Source organism: Fusibacter sp. A1 (assembly GCF_004125825.1).
In the GTDB taxonomy this organism is placed as follows: Bacteria; Bacillota; Clostridia; order Peptostreptococcales; family Acidaminobacteraceae; genus QQWI01.
This window is the reverse complement of sequence record NZ_QQWI01000004.1, coordinates 315,184-332,846: the sequence shown is the minus strand read 5'-3', so window position 1 is coordinate 332,846 and position 17,663 is coordinate 315,184. Positions and strand designations below refer to the sequence as shown.

Below are 17,663 nucleotides of genomic sequence, written 5' to 3'. Positions count from 1 at the left end.
AATCAACTATCCACCACCCACTTGAACTCACACACTCCTGCATTTTCTTTAAGACGCTCCGCTCCAAAAGCAAGGCAATAATCACTCACCTACCAATTTTTCCTTGCATTTCAAGCGAAGCGCCTTAAAAATACATGTCCAAATGAAATGTTGCAACCAGCACCGAATGATCAACCGCTAGCTAATAAAAGAGTTGCATAAAAAGAACCCTTAGTGTGGTTTTCAAAATATGCACTGCTCTTTAAACTCAACATCAGAGGATAAATGAGAAAAGCTATCTATAAAACCACACTAAGGGTTGTTACTTGCAAACCTTTATTCACTTAATCAACTATCCACCACCCACTTGAACTCACACACTCCTGCATTTTCTTTAAGACGCTCCGCTCCAAAAGCAAGGCAATAATCACTCACCTACCAATCTTTCCTTGCATTTCAAGCGAAGCGCATTAAAAATACATGTCCAAGTGTAATGTTGCAACCAGCACCGAATGATCAACCGCTAGCTAATAGAAGAGTTGCATAAAAAGAACACTTAGTGTGGTTTTCAAAATATGCACTGCTCTTTAAACTCAACATCAGAGGATAAATGAGAAATGCTATCTATAAAACCACACTAAGGGTTGTTACTTGCAAACCTTTATTCACTTAATCAACTATCCACCACCCACTTGAACTCACACACTCCTGTATTTTCTTTAAGACGCTCCGCTCCAAAAGCAAGGCAATAATCACTCACCTACCTGTTTTTCCTTGCATTTCAAGCGAAGCGCCTTAAAAATACATGTCCAAGTGAAATGTTGCAACCAGCACCGAATGATCAACCGCTAGCTAATAGAAGAGTTGCATAAAAAGAACCCTTAGTGTGGTTTTAAAATAATCATTTCTCTCAATTCAAACCGAAAATCACCCCAGGGACTTTTAGTGTAGGGGATATTCTGATACAATGAAGTGCTTGAAGGAGGTGTGTTATGAGAGTTAAACATTGTTTTATGACGAAGACCAGACTGATGGGTGTGGTTGCTGGATATATTGTATATGAGATGGACGAGGTGGAGATTGCGGAGTTTTACCATATCGAGTTTGAAGAGTATGGTATCGACCGGTTTGAGAAACTTGAAAACCCGAGCGAGTTTCAGATGAAACAGATGAAACTGGAGATATTCGGTGGACTCGGCGGACCGCTTGTGGAACTGTCGGAACCGATGTTCAGACAGGTGCTGCTTGCAGGACACTTGGTCAACAAGGAATCCGAGGACCATGAGATGGCCTACTGCGAATCCCCATGGTACAGGCAGAAAACAGGCTTTGACAGTGAAACCTTCAAGGAAGGCATCTTGCTTGTCACGGAGAATCTTAGAAGTCCCCATGAGCTGATCCATTATTTTTTGATGAGATATGTCGGTATTGATCTGATCTATCTAAGGTACTGCACCAATCAATATAATTTTTTGGATAAGCGTTATTCGCTGCTACGCAATCATATTGAAAAAATCGAAGGGGAAAAATACAGTTTTTCAGCCCTTCTTTTAGAGGAATCCTATACGATCATCGAAGGCGAGATTATGCTTGATGATGGTGTCGTGGTCGACTTTGAAATAAAGGCACAGCTTAAAATCAGCGACTTAGAAGCGGCGCTCATGCTGAGAAAAACCGAATACATCTATCTATACGATGTGGATACTGAACTTGTCGAGCAGATGCTCGTGCTGGAGCATAAGTATCTGGCTACGACCTTGTATCCCCACGGAAGGTTATATACTTGTTATCATGCCAACAACAATCACGTGAACAAGCGGACCTTCTATTTGAGTGGAGACGTGGAAGCTTACTTTTATTTTACGGACTCGGATCAGCTGCTGCTTGCAAGCAGCGACCTTAAGGCCATGCTCAAATGGGACGATAAGCTGACAAGTCGGTTTGGCGGAGACATCGAAAAGTATGAGGAATGGGATTTTGAAGAATCCATTTTATATGATTTTATCGATAGTGATTTTGTGGACTTTGATGATTTTTTAGCATACCAGGATTAGGAGTCGGATATGAGTGTGATGGGTCAGATTTTTGTGCTGTTCATGTTGATCATGATCGGTTTTGCTATTAGGAAGCTTGGAATCGTAAGCAGTGCGATGAACAAGGAAGTAAGCAGTTTTGTGCTGAATGTGGCACTGCCTGCGTTTTTGATCTCGTCGATGGATTTTCCATTTTCGATGGATGTGTTGATCGATAGCGGTCTTTTGATACTAGTTTCTTTTGCAGTATATGGGGTTTCGATCCTTATATCGAAGATTTATTCAAAAGTAATGGGAAACACGGGCAAGTCAAAGGATGTGATGGAGTATGTCATCATCTTTTCCAACTGCGGATACATGGGTTACCCCGTGGTTTATGAGATTTTCGGTGAAAAAGGAGTCTTTTACGCCGCGCTTTACAATCTGTCGTTTAGCATTCTGATCTGGAGCTATGGTGTATACCTTCTAAAATCGGATGACGCGGTGAAGAAGATATCGATAAGGGCTAGACTCAAGCGGGTCGTGAGTCCCGGACTTGTGGCGATTGTAATCGGCTATTTCATGTTTTTAACTGGTCTTTCCTTCCCGGAGCCTGTCAAAGTGATCTTGGAAATGGTTGGTGATACCACAACTCCGCTTTCGATGATGTTCATCGGATTTATCCTTACGGAAGTGAAGTTTAAAGAAGCGATGCAAAATACACAGGTATGGTGGATCTCCTTGCTGCGCCTTGTGGTGATTCCGGTGCTTACTTATACCGCGCTTACACTTTTAGGATTTAAAGGGTTGACATTATATATTCCTGTGATCATTTCTGCAATGCCAGCTGCCGCCAACACGGCCATATTCGCTTCGCAGTTTAACAGCGACTACAAATTTGGTTCGCTCCTTATCTTTGCCACTACACTGCTAAGCTTGGGTACGATACCGCTTTTGATGATGTTCATCAGATGAATTAATTTTTGAAAAAATGATATAAAAAAACGCTTGCAATCTTAAATGACAAGTGATATAGTTTATCTTGCATTTACAATTGAATGAACTTTTATGTGTTAACCTAATGGTTTAGGGTATTACATAAAAGGACCTTATGAAGAGTGACTGAGGGATAGGCCCGATGACGTCCGGCAACCGGTTTTTAACACGGTGCTAAATCCTACAGATTAAATTCTGGAAGATGAGGAGAAGCGACTGCGCCTTATCTTTATGAAGCGCATTTTTTTATGCGAAAATTAACTTACTGAACATTCTCACCACCCAAAGATGACTTCAAGGGCTACGAGATTGGGATAGAAAAACATCTACCTGATTCGTCAGGACACAACACTAGGAGGTTTTACAATGAGAAAAAGATTTTTTACTTCTGAGTCTGTGACTGAAGGCCATCCAGATAAAATCTGTGATCAAATTTCTGACTCAATTCTTGATGCGATTTTTGCACAAGATCCAAACGCAAGAGTTGCTTGCGAAACATCGGTTACTACAGGTCTTGTACTTGTAAGTGGTGAGATTACTACTGACTGCTATGTTGATATTCAAAAAACAGTAAGAGAAACTATTGCTGGAATCGGATATGACAGAGCTAAGTTCGGCTTTGACGCGCACACTTGCGGTGTTCTTGTCGCTCTTGACGGTCAATCGCCTGATATCGCACAAGGTGTCGACAACGACCTTGAACATAGAACAGGTGAGGAATCTGATGCTGAGTCCAACACGGGTGCCGGAGACCAAGGTTTGATGTTCGGTTTCGCATGTAATGAAACACCTGAACTTATGCCTTTACCGATCTCTCTTGCACACAAACTTGCTAAAAGACTGACTGATGTAAGAAAGAATAATACACTTGACTACTTGAGACCAGACGGTAAAACACAGGTTACTGTGGAGTACCTAGGTGACAAGCCTGTTAGAATCGACACAATCGTAATCTCAACTCAGCACGGTCCAGAAGTCGAGCACGCTCAGATCGTTGCAGATCTTAAGAAGCACGTTGTTGCTCCTATCGTTCCGGCTGAACTTCTAGATGAGAAAACAAAATACTTTATCAATCCTACTGGCCGTTTTGTTATTGGCGGACCACAGGGTGATGCAGGTCTTACAGGTAGAAAAATCATCGTTGACACTTACGGCGGCTACGCTCGTCACGGCGGTGGTGCTTTCTCTGGTAAAGATCCTACAAAAGTTGACCGTTCTGCTGCATACGCTGCAAGATACGTCGCTAAGAACATTGTTGCAGCAGGCCTTGCAGACAAATGTGAGATCGAACTTGCATATGCTATCGGTGTGGCTCATCCTGTTTCTGTTCTTGTAGAAACACACGGAACTGGCAAAATCACTGAGGAAAGAATCGAAGAGCTTGTTGCAAAACACTTCGACCTTCGTCCGGCTGCAATCATCAGAGACCTTGACCTAAGAAGACCTATCTACAAACAGACAGCGGCTTACGGCCACTTCGGTAGAACAGATATCGATCTTCCATGGGAAAAAACAGACAAAGCGGACATCCTTAGAGCTGAAGCTGGATTATAATAAATCAAAAAACGCCTTCGGGCGTTTTTTTGTTTTTATTGGCGCAAATTAAGAAATACTATCTAATTTGACATATCCTATTTATGATGCTTACCCAACGCTTTTGCGGGTATGCCCACGTGAACGTCGTGTGTATGGATATCCTTTGTGACGACAGCTCCCGCGCCGATGGTGTTGTATCCGCTTATCGTCAAGTTAGGCAGGATCGCCGCATGGATGCCTAAGAAGCAATGCTCACCCACGATGACGTTTGAACCAGTTGTCGCTTTGGGTCCGATATGTGCATAACGTCCGATGATATTGTCATGCTCGATCAAGGCACCTGTGTTGACGATCGCGTGTTTTCCGATGATGGAGTTGGCGTTGATGATCGCTCCTGCTGACACGAAGGATCCTACTCCGAGTGTGACATTGCTCCCGAAAATCGCGCTTGGGTGGATGATGGTTGCATAGTGGATGTCATATCCGTCGGCGATTTCCTGTCTGATCCTGTTGCTGCCGATTGCGATGATAAAGTGTGCGTCAGGGTACTTACGGATCGTGGAGTAGTCACCTAAGTAGGGTAGAGGCAGCTCTTCGCCTGTGTAGTCGGTCTGCAGGTCGATAAAACCGATAGGTCTGTAATCTCCTGCGGCGATCACTGCGTCATAAACAACCCTAGCGTGACCTCCGGTTCCTAGTATGATTAATTCTTTTGACATAAGGCACCACCTTTCTCGTATTTAGTATAATTTTATCATACATAATGCGATAGGTGTAGTTACGTTGCTACATTTAAAGGGCATTATATGCTATCATTAAGGCATACAAAATTTACTAGTCCGAATTGGAGTATTTATGATCATTACAGGTGAAATCGTTACTGTCATTTATCAGAACGAAGAAAATCATTATCATATATTGGTCGTCGACACAGGCGAGGAAGAAGTGACTGTCACAGGTACTTTTACAAAGCTTGCGATGGATATGCAATATGAGTTTCATGTGGTTGAGAAAGAACATGCGCTCTACGGTAAGCAGTACCAGGCAGAGGCATACAAGCTACTGCTCCCAAGCGGCAGCAATAAGATCAAGGACTTCTTGGCATCAGGTCTGTTTGAAGGTATCGGAGAATCCACCGCCGAGCGTATTGTCGCGAAATTCGGAGAGGACACCCTCGATATCATGCGCTATAATCCCGATAGGCTCAAGGAGATCAGCGGTATCGGTGACTCTAAATTCGAGAAGATCCACGCCTCTTTTCAGTCACACCTTGAGGCAGAGGAGATCCTGTTCTTCTTGAACCAGCTGGGACTCAGTGTCAAGCAATCCTTTAAAATCTACGAGGCTTACGGCACCCACACGATAGAAAAACTCAAGAGGAATCCGTATTATATCTTGAAGGATGTCAAACGCATCGGGTTTAAGACGGTGGATGAGGTCGCAAAGAAACTTGGATTTGACGATCATGCCGCGGAACGTATCGAATCGATCATCGTCTATCTGCTTGACCAGGAGGCGATGAACGGTCATATGTTTCTCAGTAGGTCTGAACTTTTAAGGCTCCTAAGGAGCATGGCAAACGTGCCTGAGGACCTGTTTGATGTGGCGGTTTCTGATCTTGCGGTTGGTGGGGATATCCACGTCGAGAAGGTGGAAACCGAAATCAGAATTTATGCGATGAACATGCATAAGACCGAGATAGGAATCATCAGGGAGATCGCAAGACTTCAGCACGGAATGCCCAAGGATCTGTCCTATAAAGGCAATTTCAGCAAACTGGACCTGACGATGGAACAGCAGATTGCTGTCGATCAGGCATTTATAGAACCCATGTATATACTCACAGGTGGTCCGGGAACAGGAAAAACCACGATACTTAAGGAACTGGTCCTGAGGATGGAGGCAAGTGAGATAAAATATGCGCTCGCGGCACCTACTGGAAGGGCTGCGAGCAGAATGGAAGAGGTTATCGAGAGACCTGCTTCGACAATCCACCGGCTGCTTGAATACATGTATCAGGAAGATACGAGCTTCTTGCACTTTCAAAGGAACTACGAAAATCCGCTGGAGGTCGATGCGATTGTCATCGACGAGGTGTCGATGATGGACGCCCCTTTGTTCTTAAAGCTTCTGGACGCCGCAAAGACGGGGACTAGGATCATTTTGATCGGGGACGTGAACCAGCTCCCTGCCGTGGGACCCGGCAACATACTTAGGGATCTGATCGATTCTGGTGTGATACCGACAAGCGAGCTGTCGCAGATCCACAGACAGGCGGCGGGAAGTCTTATCTTGACCAATGCCCATGCGATCTTACATGACGGTGAGCTTGGGGTGAACCAAAAGGGAAAGGATTTCTTTTTCATTCAGGAATCCAGGCAGAACAAGATTCTCGATACCCTTCTTGATGTGATTTCGTTGAGACTGCCGAAGTACTATCATATAGATCCGATAGAGTCGGTTACCATTTTGACTCCGATAAGAAGTGGAGCATTGGGCGCTGAGGGCCTTAATATCGCTTTGCAGGCCAGGCTTAATCCCCAGAGAGGGGACAAGGTCTTCGGTCGATTTTTGGTTGGGGACAAGGTCATGCAGAACAGGAACAACTACAGCATCAAATGGACAAGAATCGGAACCCTTGAAGATGGAGACGGTGTTTTCAACGGTGAGATCGGCAAGGTGGAGACGGCGGATAAGAGAGGCATGGTCGTCGTGTTTTCTGACGGCAAGCGGGTGGAATACTCTAAGGAACTAAGCGATGACCTGGTGCTTGCCTATGCGATGACCATTCACAAAAGTCAGGGCAATGAGTTTGACTATGTCATCATCCCGATGTTTCATATGCCTGAACCCCTTAAGTCTATCAATCTGATCTACACTGCGATCACAAGGGCGAAAAAGCAATTGACGCTCATCGGAGACACCAGGGTCTTTCAGGACCTTGTTCATTCCCAGCGAGTGGTGATTAGAAGATCAAGTCTTGCAGAAAGGTTGAAAAAAGTATATGAAGGAGCATTTAAGGACGATAAAGAATAATATACTCGATCTGTTTTTTCCGCTCGATGAGCAGTGCATGTTATGTGAAAAAGAAGAGAAACTCGATGCGCCCTACCTTTGTAAGACTTGTCTTAGCAAGCTTGAGGAGATGCCTTTTTCCCATAATAGGGAGATTCCTGTTTATAAACAGGTAATTAGTGGGTATCTACTTAATGAAACAGCTAAAAAAATCATCTATAAACATAAATACGGTCATAAAAGATATATGAGCCATGTGCTTGCCCATCTTCTGGCAGAAAAAATAGTAGAGGAAGGGTTGGAGTTCGAAGTGATCACCTCCATCCCATCCGGAAAAAAAAGAAACCGGATGCGCGGATGCGATCATGCCTATGACATCGCTGTGGAACTTGGACATATTGTGAAAAAACCTGTGAGGAGGATGCTCAAACGTGTGCATCACGAGTCTACCCAGTCCGAGCTGTCAAAACTTGAGCGATACGGGAACATGGCGGACGCCTTTAAGCTGATTAATGGCACCATCACTGAAACCGAGATACTTGTGATAGACGATATCTATACGACAGGTGCGACAATGGAAGCTGCGGCAAGGCTGTTAAGTTCTGAGGACAGGAAGCTCATCGGTGCTACTGTTTTTTATACACCTATTCAGAAGTGACGTTGAAAGGAGCGGCAGTATGGAAGCTAAAATCATAAATTGCAAGGAGTGTGGGCGATTATTCAGTTCTGTGGGCGGAATCAAGGTCTGCACAAGGTGTCGCGACACCCACGAGAAGGAGTTTCAGACCGTGAGGGAGTATCTTTACGATAATCCCGATGCAAGTTTAAAGGATGTGGAAGACGATACTGGCGTTTCTCACGAGTCGCTGATGACATTTTTAAGGGATGGAAGACTGGAGTTTAAGGGCGAGAATCTGCTGTTAAACTGCGAACGCTGTGACAAGCCTATCGCGACCGGACGCTACTGCGAAGAGTGTCAGGCGCAAATGGCAAAAGCGCTTGGCGCCGCCGGAAAAGAGATCGCAAGTTCGATTGATGCATCCTCAAAAAAGGAGCATAAAACCTCGTTCCACTCGAAAAAATAAATTAAATCATAAAAAGTGTAAAGTCACCCCCTGATATGCCGATATAATTAGTAAGAAATCGGAGTAAACGGGGGTGTTCTTATGAAGATCTATGGTAATGTAAATGTACAAAATGCCATGAAGACGTATGTTAAACCAGTGAACAAGACTGAAAAAGCGACTGGAATCAAGGTTACAAAAGACAAAATCGAAATATCTGACGCTGCAAGAGAAGTACAAGTCGCTACTAAGGCGATCAAGAATCTTCCAGACATTCGAGAAGACTTAGTGCAAGAACTGAAAGCTGCTATCAAGGACGGTACGTACAAGCCATCCAGTGAAGACATTGCGAAGAAAATCTTAGGTAAATAGCACGCGGCACGGCGATTTGAAGGATCAGGTCGTTGTGCTGGCTATGAGCCTATGACTTTGCATCGAGGTGAAAAATGAAGAATTATTTTAATGATCTGATAGAGATTATTCAGAAAGAAGTCAAACTTTATTCTGAGCTTAAAAAATTAGAGGAAACAAAAAAGAATGTGATCATCAACAACGATGTAAAGGCATTGGACGCCATCACCAAACAAGAACAAGGATTTGTTAAGACCATCGTACAGTTGGAAACGTTAAGAACTCAAGCTGTAGATGGTCTTTGTCGTGAAAAGGGTTATAAGAAAATCGACAAGCTCTCAGAACTGTATGATATGCTAAACAGCTTTGAGGCGCAGCAGCTTAGGGTCTTTGAAAACAAGTTGGTCGATGTGATAGAGGATATTAGGGATGTAAATCAGTTGAATGAAAAATTGATCACCCAATCCCTCGAATACATCGACGTTACACTAAGCTTAGCCAAATCCTTAGGTGTCGAAGAAGCGGGATACGGAAAAGGTGCCAAGGATCGCGAAGTTAAGGCAGGCAAAGGTTTATTTGATGCAAAAATTTAAGGTGGGGATACTATGTCGTCAACATTTTTTGGTTTAAATATTGCAAAATCAGGACTATTCGCTTCGCAGAAAGCGTTAAATGTGGTGTCACACAATATCGCCAATGCAAATACCGAAGGCTATTCCCGTCAAAGGGTAACCATGAAGGCGGACCGTCCGGACGAACTACCTGGAATTCAGGGATCGCTTGGAACCGGAGTGGACACCGAACAGATCATTCAAATTAGGGATGAGTTTTTAGATTTCAAGTTCCGTGGTGAAAGTGAAAAGTTGGGTGAATGGGAAGCTCGAATGGATGGCATGGAGACTATCGAGTCCATATTCAATGAGCCTTCTGATTCTGGTATCAGGGAACTGATGGATCAGTTCTATTCTTCCTTGCATGAGCTCAATAAGAACCCTGAGAGTTTGACTACAAGAGCTTTAGTACGACAAAGGGCCATCGCGCTGACAGGTGGACTGAACAGCATGAGCGAATCCCTTAAGAAGTTCCAAAAAGATACGGATTTTAATGTTCAAGTTACGGCTACCCAGGTAAATAGTTATGCGCAGCAGATCGTAGACCTGAACCGTGTGATCTACAATTCAGAACTCTCAGGCGGTACGGCAAATGACCTTAGGGACCAAAGAAATCTGCTAGTCGACAAGCTGTCAGAACTTATCGACATCGATTACTTTGAAGACGACATGGGAAGATTTTTCATCAATGCATCCGGAACAGCGCTTGTTTCGCACTACCGCTACGATGAGTTGATTACTGTTACGCGGACTGAGCTGCTAAATGAAGGCGATGCGCCATACCTTAATGATATCGCGTGGAAATCTGGAAGCACCTTTATCAGAAACGGTGGAAAATTAAAAGCCTTGCTCGATTTACAATCCAACGCCTCTGGAGATTCAAAAGGTGTTCCTTACTATATTGAAAAATTGAATGAGTTTGCAGATACCATGACAAATGAGTTGAATAGGATCCATAGTTCTGGCTTTGCCTTAAGTGGTGATTCAGGGATTAACCTGTTTACCATCGATGGCATGTCGACGGATGAATACAATGATTATTTATTGCAATTCGGCCTAAATGGAGGTAATGCGATTGATGTTACCGATTCGGTGATTGTAGGAGTCTCTGAGGACAATACAGAAACAGAAAACGATTTGATTGTCGTTCGAAATATGAGCGCTGTGCTTAAAAACACAGCCGGATACGAAAAAAAATCGATCAAATACATTGATGGACGGTATTATATCACCGATAGGATGGATACAACGTCCTTGACAATTTCAAAAGAAGTGGATGAGGATTTAGATTCACTCGCTACTGCAGAATATCAAGAAGGCTTACCAGGTGATGGAACCAACGCCTTACGACTGGCTGAATCGAGACATAATGTTGAGTTATTCGCATGGGGTTCACCAGACGATTTTGTCAAATCCTTAGTCGCAAACCTTGGTGTGGACACCCAAGAAGCGATTCGAATGAGTGACAACACCTCAAACCTAAGAACGCAGATAGATATCAACAGACAGTCGATTGCAGGGGTATCCTTAGATGAGGAAATGAGTGAAATGATCAAGTTTCAGCATACCTATAATGCCAGTGCGAGGTTGATGACTACGATAGACAGCATGCTAGACACAATCATCAACCGATTGGGATTGGTCGGTAGATAATTTTTTTAGGAGGTGAAATGATGCGTGTTACAAACAATATGATGGTTGACCAGTTGAGACGGAATTTAATCTTGAACCAGCGAAGCATGTACACGAAGCAAGATCAGTTGGCGACCGGTAAACGGATTCAACGTGCTTCGGATGATCCAATTTTATCGTCAAAAATATTAAAATTCACTTCGGATATATCTGAGTTAAATCAATACGATAGAAACACCACGGATGCACTTGCTTGGCTTGAAGTCACTGAATCAGCTGTCTATGATAACGTTGGGTTGCTTCAGCGGGCGAGAGAACTTGCGGTACAAGCAGCAAATGGTACCAATACCACTGAAGATAGACAGAAACTTTCTAATGAAATAAATGGGTTAAAAGAGCAATTGATTACGAATGGTAATGCTAATTTTGCCGGGCGATACGTTTTTTCAGGGTATGAAACAGATAAGAAATTCTTTAATCCGGATGGTAGCTTTAATATTGATGTTACGCAGTTTACAATAGATAATCCACCAGTTACAAAGTACGAAGTAGGAATCGGAACCAGCATCAACATTTCATCAAATGGATTAGATATTTATGGTTATAAGTATATAGACGACGCCTTTACTCAAACTTCGGTGGAAGGTAGCACTGAGGGAGTAGAAGCAAAACAATCGATTTTAAGTGGGAATTTTTCATTGACAGAAGATTATTCTGTTCCTGTTGATGAGTTAAGCTTAACGATTGACAATGGTGTTCCACGTGTGTTTGATATCGACGAGAGCACCCTAAACGGATCTATCTATCCTATCACGAAAGAAACCGTGTTGAAGGCCTATCGGGAAGCCAGTGACGGTACAGTGGCATTGTCAGAAATTGCAGATATCTATTATAATATAAATGACGAACTAGTCGTTAAAATGAAGGAGTACGGCAATGTCGCCATGTCGACAGCAAGTACTAAATTTGTACCAACTGTTGAGGCAGGTGCGGATACTATTGAAGCGTCTGTAACGGCTTCGACAGCTTTAACAGATGCGGCCATAGCGCTGGACCCGGGCGTTTTTGAAAACAGGGAAGTTATCGTCACAGTAAATGGAAGCAGGCAAAAAATCACATTATTTGACGCAGGAGTACTGCCCAATACGGTAGATGATGTCGTCACAGAGATGAATGCAAAGTTTGATGCTGTATTTGGACCAGGCAAAGTAGTTGCTAGCGGTACCGACGGTGTTCCGATTCAGATTACTACAAGTGGAGTAGTTGCAGAAGGGAAGGTTCAGACCCTTACCGTAGAGACCATCAGATCAACCGAGAGTGAATTAATCAGCGATTTTAATTCGGTGTTTGACGCTTTGCAAATTGGGGATGATGCTGGTATTCAAAGCTTTTTGGGTAAAGTAGATGAACACCTTAACAATATCTTATCATTACAAGCGGATATTGGAGCACGTGTGAATCGACTTGAGTTAATCACCAATCGAATTGCAGAAAATAACATCACGTATACAAGGCAATTATCGGATGCTCAAGATGCCGATATCGGTCAAGTAATTATGGATCTAAAAAATTCTGAAAATATATATAAATCTTCTTTATCAGTTGGTGCGAGGGTTATACAACCATCGCTTGTGGATTTTTTAAGATAGAATTTAGTTAGTTGAAATGAGGTGATCTTATGGCAATCGGTCAAGTTAATATTTCAACAACACCGGCCATACTTTCTATCAATCGAACTCGTGGGCAACAAACCATTACACAAGAACAATTTACTTTAGATATTCAAACTGAACATCCAAAGGTGTTTATTGAATCAACCTTACCCAAAGTTGAAATAGATCAGTCTCGGGCGTTTTCTGAAGCGGGTCTAAAAGATGTGTTTGAACTAACAAGAGAGTTGGCAGCATATGCTCTTAATGAAATGGTGGCAAGTATAGGTAGAATTGCTGAACAGGGTACACAACTCACCAATGTTCATAGTAATCCAAATGCAATTGCTGACCAAGCTTATTACAACGCGTTTGAACAGTTTGATAGTGATTGGAATATCGATTTTATACCTAAGTCACGGCCGACGATTACTTTAATTGAAGGACAAAATGATATAAGGGTTCAAGAAGGACATATTATAAACAATACACAGAAATCAAAAGTAGAACATCAGTATACCCCTTCGCAAGTGAAAATTGCGATGCAAAGTTACAATACAATTGCTTTTAATTATCAATCAAAAGTAGATAAACAGGTATAGGAGCTAATGATGGAAACTCAAATTATAGGAGTAGGAAAAGTAGAGTATCAAGAAGAAAATATTTTGCATTTTACAAATGGTATGTATGGATTTGAAAATCTCACAAGGTATATTTTTGTAGCCGCTGCAGAACCAGAATTCCCATTCTTCTATTTAAAGAGTTTAGAGCGAGATGATTTACAATTTATTGTAACTAATCCGTTTCTATTTGTTGATAAGTATGATTTTGAACTGGCAGATGCGGTTGTTGAAGCTTTAAAAATTAAAGAGGTTTCTGATGTTTCTGTCTACAACTTGGTTGTACTTTTAGATGATGTAGCTAAAACTACAATCAATCTTAAAGCACCAATCATTGTTAATCACAAAAGCATGTTGGCATCACAAGTTATTTTAAAAGAAGAGTATGCTTTTAAACACCAATTATTTGTAAATCAAGGTGATGAAGATGCTTAGTTTAACTAGAAAATTGGAAGAAAGTATCATCATTAATGGAAACATCGAAGTGAAAATCCTTGGTGTTTCTGAAGGTAAAGTAAGACTAGGTATTAGTGCACCAAAAACGATTGAAGTTCATAGAAAAGAAGTGTACGAGCAGATTCAAGAAGAAAACAAGGCTGCAGCACTAAGTGCAGAAACAATTGATGTTCTAAAAAAGAAATTATACCCAGAAAACAAATAGAATATTAGTACTAATTTGTTGATTAGTCAATGATATTTTTCTGAAATTTGGGGTAAATAGAAACTGGGAGGTGAAAAAATGATAGTAAACACTTATTTTTTCGGCGAGTTGGAAGTACCAGAAGAAAACATTATTACATTTACTAGTGGTCTGATGGGATTTGAATCACAGAAGCATTTTGTGATTGTAAAGAACAACGATACTGAAAAACCGGTTCCATTCTTTTGGTTACAGTCAGTAGATGATGTTGATTTAACCTTTGTTTTAACAGTGCCATTTATTTTTAAACAAGATTATGAATTTGATTTACCAGAAGAAGTTGAAAAAAAATTAGGCATAGACGCTAATAGTGAAATTGGTATTTATAGCATTGTGACAATTCCTGATAAAGTTGAAAATTTTCATTATAATTTGCTTAGTCCTATTGTTGTAAATTACTCTAATAGACAAGCAGAACAAGTGGTCTTATATAACGAAAACTTTTCAATGCATGAAACATTCAAAAAAAAATAAATAATTATTAAAGTATTTTATTTAAGTGCCGATAAAATAAACAGGTATATAAAACCAGCGGCCGTAGGTTTTAATACTACAACTGTAGCAAGGATGCTACCTATGTAAACAATTCAAGGAGGAATTGATTATGAGAATCAACAATAACTTAATGGCAATGAATACGCACAGACAATTGGGTATTAACTCAGATAACGGTGCAAAGTCAATCGAAAAACTATCTTCAGGTCTTAGAATCAACAGAGCTGGCGATGATGCAGCTGGACTATCAATTTCAGAAAAAATGAGAGGTCAAATTCGTGGTTTGAATCAAGCATCTAGAAATTCTCAAGATGGTATATCTTTGATTCAAACAGCTGAAGGGGCATTAAATGAAAGTCATGCTATACTTCAAAGAATGAGAGAGTTGGTAGTTCAAGGTGGTACGGGTACTAATGAGGCGGATGATTTAGCTGCAATCCAAGCTGAGGTAGATGCATTAAACGAGGAATTAACAGGAATTTCAGATAGAACTGAATTTAACGGAACAAAACTTTTAGATGGGACTTTGGCTGTCGATCTTCAAATAGGAGCTAATGCAGGTCAAACTGTTGATGTAACTGTTGCAACCTCAATGGATGCTACAACTTTAGGAGTTGATGTTATTGCCGTTGATGGTACATCCGCTCAATTTGATATAGATATTGCTTTAGTTGATACAGCAATCACTACAGTATCAGAAACTCGTTCTGAATTAGGTGCGCTACAAAATCGTTTGGAACATACAATCAAGAATTTAGACAATGGTTCTGAAAACTTACAAGCTGCTGAATCGCGTATTAGAGATGTAGATATGGCTAAAGAAATGATGAACTTCACTAAAAATAATATTTTGCAACAGGCTGCTCAAGCTATGCTTGCTCAAGCTAATCAAGCACCTCAAGGTGTTTTACAACTACTTAGATAATACATTAAGTAAGTAATTATATGAGGTTCTAGGTCAATTGCTAAGAGTGGGATTTCTTTGAAACCCCACTCTTTTCTTGTTTTAGGCATATTTACGAGTGCACATCAAGAGATACAATTTATAAGCATACTCAATAGACTAACGTGCTGTTAGTCTATTTTGTGCATTAAGCAGCGCTATACGATAATGAGTGAAAGTCCCTTATGTGTTAAATGGAAATTTTCTAGATAACGTATAATAAGTTGCGCAAATAAAAATGGACATGTGTCCGATAACGTATAATAAGTTGCGCAAATAAAAAAGGACATGTATCCAGTGCCGTTTGGTAAAATAAAGTTACCACACAAAACCCTACCAAGGAGGCACGAACCATGGTGGGTAACATTATACAACTAAATGAACAGGTAATCAAAACCGAGCTTAAGGATCTTGTAAGAAACAGTGTTGAGGAAACACTCAATGCCCTTCTCAATCAGGAAGCCGATGAGCTGTTGAATGCTTCCAAATATGAACGTTCTGATGAACGCAAAGGATATCGGGCTGGTCATTACATACGAGGACTTACAACCACTTCGGGTGATGTGAAGTTGAACGTACCCAAACTTAAAGGGATGAAATTTGAGACTGCAATTATAGAACGCTATCACAGAAGAGAATGTTCCGTGGAAGAAGCACTGATTGAAATGTACCTTGCAGGCGTTTCCGTCCGTCGCGTTGAAGACATCACGGAGGCTTTATGGGGTACAAAGGTTTCGCCAGGTTCGATTAGCAACCTCAATAAGAAAGCCTATGAACACATAGAAACATGGCGTAATCGCCCTCTCACAGGTGGAGAATACCCTTATGTCTATGTAGATGGTATCTTCCTCAAACGATCATGGGGTGGCGAATATGAGAACGTTGCAATCCTGATTGCTATTGGTGTAAACAAAGAAGGACACCGTGAAATCCTTGGTGCCGCTGAGGGCATGAAGGAAGACAAAGAGAGTTGGTTATCCTTCTTTAACTGGCTCAAATCACGTGGCCTTTCAGGTGTTAAGCTGATAATCGGTGATAAGTCTCTTGGTATGCTTGAGTCTATTCCCGCAGTGTTTCCAAACGCTAAATACCAACGCTGCACGGTCCACTTCTATAGAAATGTCTTCTCAGTAACGCCTCGTTCAAAGATGGGTCATGTGACTAAAATGCTCAAGGCAATCCATGCAAGTGAAGACAAGAAAGCTGCAAGGATCAAGGCTGCTCAAGTCGTTGAAAAACTCAAAGAAATGAAGCTGCACCAAGCGGCTAAGAAGGTGGAAGATAGTATCGAGGAAACCATTACATACATGAGTTTTCCCCTTAAACACTGGACTAGAATACGAACTAACAACACCATTGAACGTCTTAATCGTGAGATTAGAAGGCGCACGCGCGTTGTTGGAACATTCCCTGATGGCAATTCTGCACTTATGCTTGTCTGCGCTAGATTACGGCATGTTGCAGGTACACAGTGGGGTATGAAGCGTTATCTAAACATGAATCATCTAGATCGTATGGAACTAGATGATCCAAATGATTCCATTGCTATATAATCGTCTTTAACCAGGCGGCTAAACTAATTTGCGCATAAATCTTGACGGTACCATTTTCTAGTTGAATAATAGTGTCTTCGTGTGGAGGGGGACGGAGGATTGTTAAGGATAGGTATTTTCTTAATACTGTACTGGGATGTAGGAGACAGTCTGTGGAGTGGTTTTAAAAACTTAGTCTATTAAATTTAATATCTATCTACGAGGATTACCACCCCAAAAGAGGATAATCGTGGAGGAGATGGATGCATTGGTCAGTACGTTTGGGACTTTAAAAAGTGGCTGTAATTAAACAGGAATATAATTCCATAAGCAACTCGCCTGATTAACTCAAGGTATTCCATTCGAATACCTTGTTTTTATTTGCACTTTTGTCATCCTCAGTTGAATCATTAGTTACTAATATTTATGGTGGTATAATATTGTTATAAGACAATATTGCACATGAGTTGTATACAACAATGAGGACTCAATTCAACTCGCGTTTCATTACGATCACGGATATGATTT

Annotated in this window: 16 protein-coding genes, 1 pseudogene and 1 riboswitch; of the genes and pseudogenes, 16 read left to right on the top strand and 1 reads right to left on the bottom strand. The window is 41.5% G+C overall.

The genetic code is table 11. The features are described from left to right. Window positions 1–971: 971 nt before the first annotated feature. The 3 genes from DWB64_RS07345 (at window position 972) to metK (ending at window position 4,541) form a co-directional block, all read left to right on the top strand. A complete protein-coding gene (locus DWB64_RS07345; protein ID WP_129487564.1) occupies window positions 972–2,033 on the top strand; it encodes a hypothetical protein in 1,062 nt (353 codons plus the stop codon). 9 nt (window positions 2,034–2,042) lie between these two features. After that, window positions 2,043–2,966, top strand: coding sequence for an AEC family transporter (locus DWB64_RS07340; protein WP_129487563.1), 924 nt, complete (start codon window positions 2,043–2,045; stop codon window positions 2,964–2,966). Window positions 2,967–3,097: 131 nt separating this feature from the next. Continuing rightward, a riboswitch (SAM riboswitch) is annotated at window positions 3,098–3,196 on the top strand. Window positions 3,197–3,353: 157 nt separating this feature from the next. Next, window positions 3,354–4,541 carry a methionine adenosyltransferase gene (gene metK / locus DWB64_RS07335; protein WP_129487562.1) on the top strand — a complete coding sequence of 396 codons (1,188 nt, stop codon included), beginning with the start codon at window positions 3,354–3,356 and terminating at the stop codon, window positions 4,539–4,541. 77 nt (window positions 4,542–4,618) lie between these two features. Here the strand turns inward: metK and DWB64_RS07330 are convergent, their stop codons facing one another. Next, window positions 4,619–5,242 carry an acetyltransferase gene (locus tag DWB64_RS07330; RefSeq protein WP_129487561.1) on the bottom strand — a complete coding sequence of 208 codons (624 nt, stop codon included), beginning with the start codon at window positions 5,240–5,242 and terminating at the stop codon, window positions 4,619–4,621. Between the two features lie 136 nt (window positions 5,243–5,378). Here DWB64_RS07330 and DWB64_RS07325 point away from each other — a divergent pair, with 136 nt between their 5' ends. The 13 genes and pseudogenes from DWB64_RS07325 to DWB64_RS07265 all read left to right on the top strand — a co-directional run. Beyond that, window positions 5,379–7,559, top strand: a complete 2,181-nt coding sequence (locus DWB64_RS07325; protein WP_129487560.1) for an ATP-dependent RecD-like DNA helicase — start codon at window positions 5,379–5,381, stop codon at window positions 7,557–7,559. Continuing rightward, window positions 7,528–8,196, top strand: a complete 669-nt coding sequence (locus tag DWB64_RS07320) for a ComF family protein (protein WP_129487559.1) — start codon at window positions 7,528–7,530, stop codon at window positions 8,194–8,196. The genes DWB64_RS07325 and DWB64_RS07320 overlap by 32 nt, the downstream gene beginning before the upstream one ends. A 19-nt stretch (window positions 8,197–8,215) precedes the next feature. Beyond that, window positions 8,216–8,623: a hypothetical protein gene (locus DWB64_RS07315; RefSeq protein WP_129487558.1), complete on the top strand. Its 408-nt coding sequence runs from the start codon at window positions 8,216–8,218 to the stop codon at window positions 8,621–8,623. An 81-nt stretch (window positions 8,624–8,704) separates the two neighbouring features. Next, window positions 8,705–8,974 (top strand): flagellar biosynthesis anti-sigma factor FlgM, encoded by a 270-nt coding sequence (gene flgM / locus DWB64_RS07310; RefSeq protein ID WP_129487557.1) that lies wholly within the window; start codon window positions 8,705–8,707, stop codon window positions 8,972–8,974. Between the two features lie 74 nt (window positions 8,975–9,048). Further along, complete coding sequence (locus DWB64_RS07305; protein WP_129487556.1) at window positions 9,049–9,546, top strand: flagellar protein FlgN; 498 nt, start codon at window positions 9,049–9,051, stop codon at window positions 9,544–9,546. Between the two features lie 12 nt (window positions 9,547–9,558). Further along, complete coding sequence (gene flgK, locus DWB64_RS07300; RefSeq protein WP_129487555.1) at window positions 9,559–11,217, top strand: flagellar hook-associated protein FlgK; 1,659 nt, start codon at window positions 9,559–9,561, stop codon at window positions 11,215–11,217. Between the two features lie 17 nt (window positions 11,218–11,234). Beyond that, window positions 11,235–12,845, top strand: a complete 1,611-nt coding sequence (gene flgL, locus DWB64_RS07295) for a flagellar hook-associated protein FlgL (protein WP_129487554.1) — start codon at window positions 11,235–11,237, stop codon at window positions 12,843–12,845. Window positions 12,846–12,874: 29 nt separating this feature from the next. Beyond that, window positions 12,875–13,447, top strand: coding sequence for a DUF6470 family protein (locus DWB64_RS07290; protein ID WP_129487553.1), 573 nt, complete (start codon window positions 12,875–12,877; stop codon window positions 13,445–13,447). A 9-nt stretch (window positions 13,448–13,456) separates the two neighbouring features. Then, window positions 13,457–13,900, top strand: coding sequence for a flagellar assembly protein FliW (gene fliW / locus DWB64_RS07285; RefSeq protein ID WP_164980299.1), 444 nt, complete (start codon window positions 13,457–13,459; stop codon window positions 13,898–13,900). Continuing rightward, on the top strand, window positions 13,893–14,126 hold the full coding sequence (csrA, locus tag DWB64_RS07280; protein WP_129487551.1) for a carbon storage regulator CsrA: 234 nt from the start codon (window positions 13,893–13,895) through the stop codon (window positions 14,124–14,126). The genes fliW (DWB64_RS07285) and csrA overlap by 8 nt, the downstream gene beginning before the upstream one ends. 78 nt (window positions 14,127–14,204) lie before the next feature. Beyond that, a complete protein-coding gene (gene fliW / locus DWB64_RS07275) occupies window positions 14,205–14,639 on the top strand; it encodes a flagellar assembly protein FliW (protein ID WP_129487550.1) in 435 nt (144 codons plus the stop codon). Window positions 14,640–14,769: 130 nt separating this feature from the next. Then, complete coding sequence (locus DWB64_RS07270) at window positions 14,770–15,585, top strand: flagellin (RefSeq protein WP_129487549.1); 816 nt, start codon at window positions 14,770–14,772, stop codon at window positions 15,583–15,585. 365 nt (window positions 15,586–15,950) lie between these two features. Beyond that, window positions 15,951–17,156 (top strand): annotated as a pseudogene (locus DWB64_RS07265) (IS256 family transposase); the annotation flags it as partial. Window positions 17,157–17,663 lie beyond the last annotated feature (507 nt).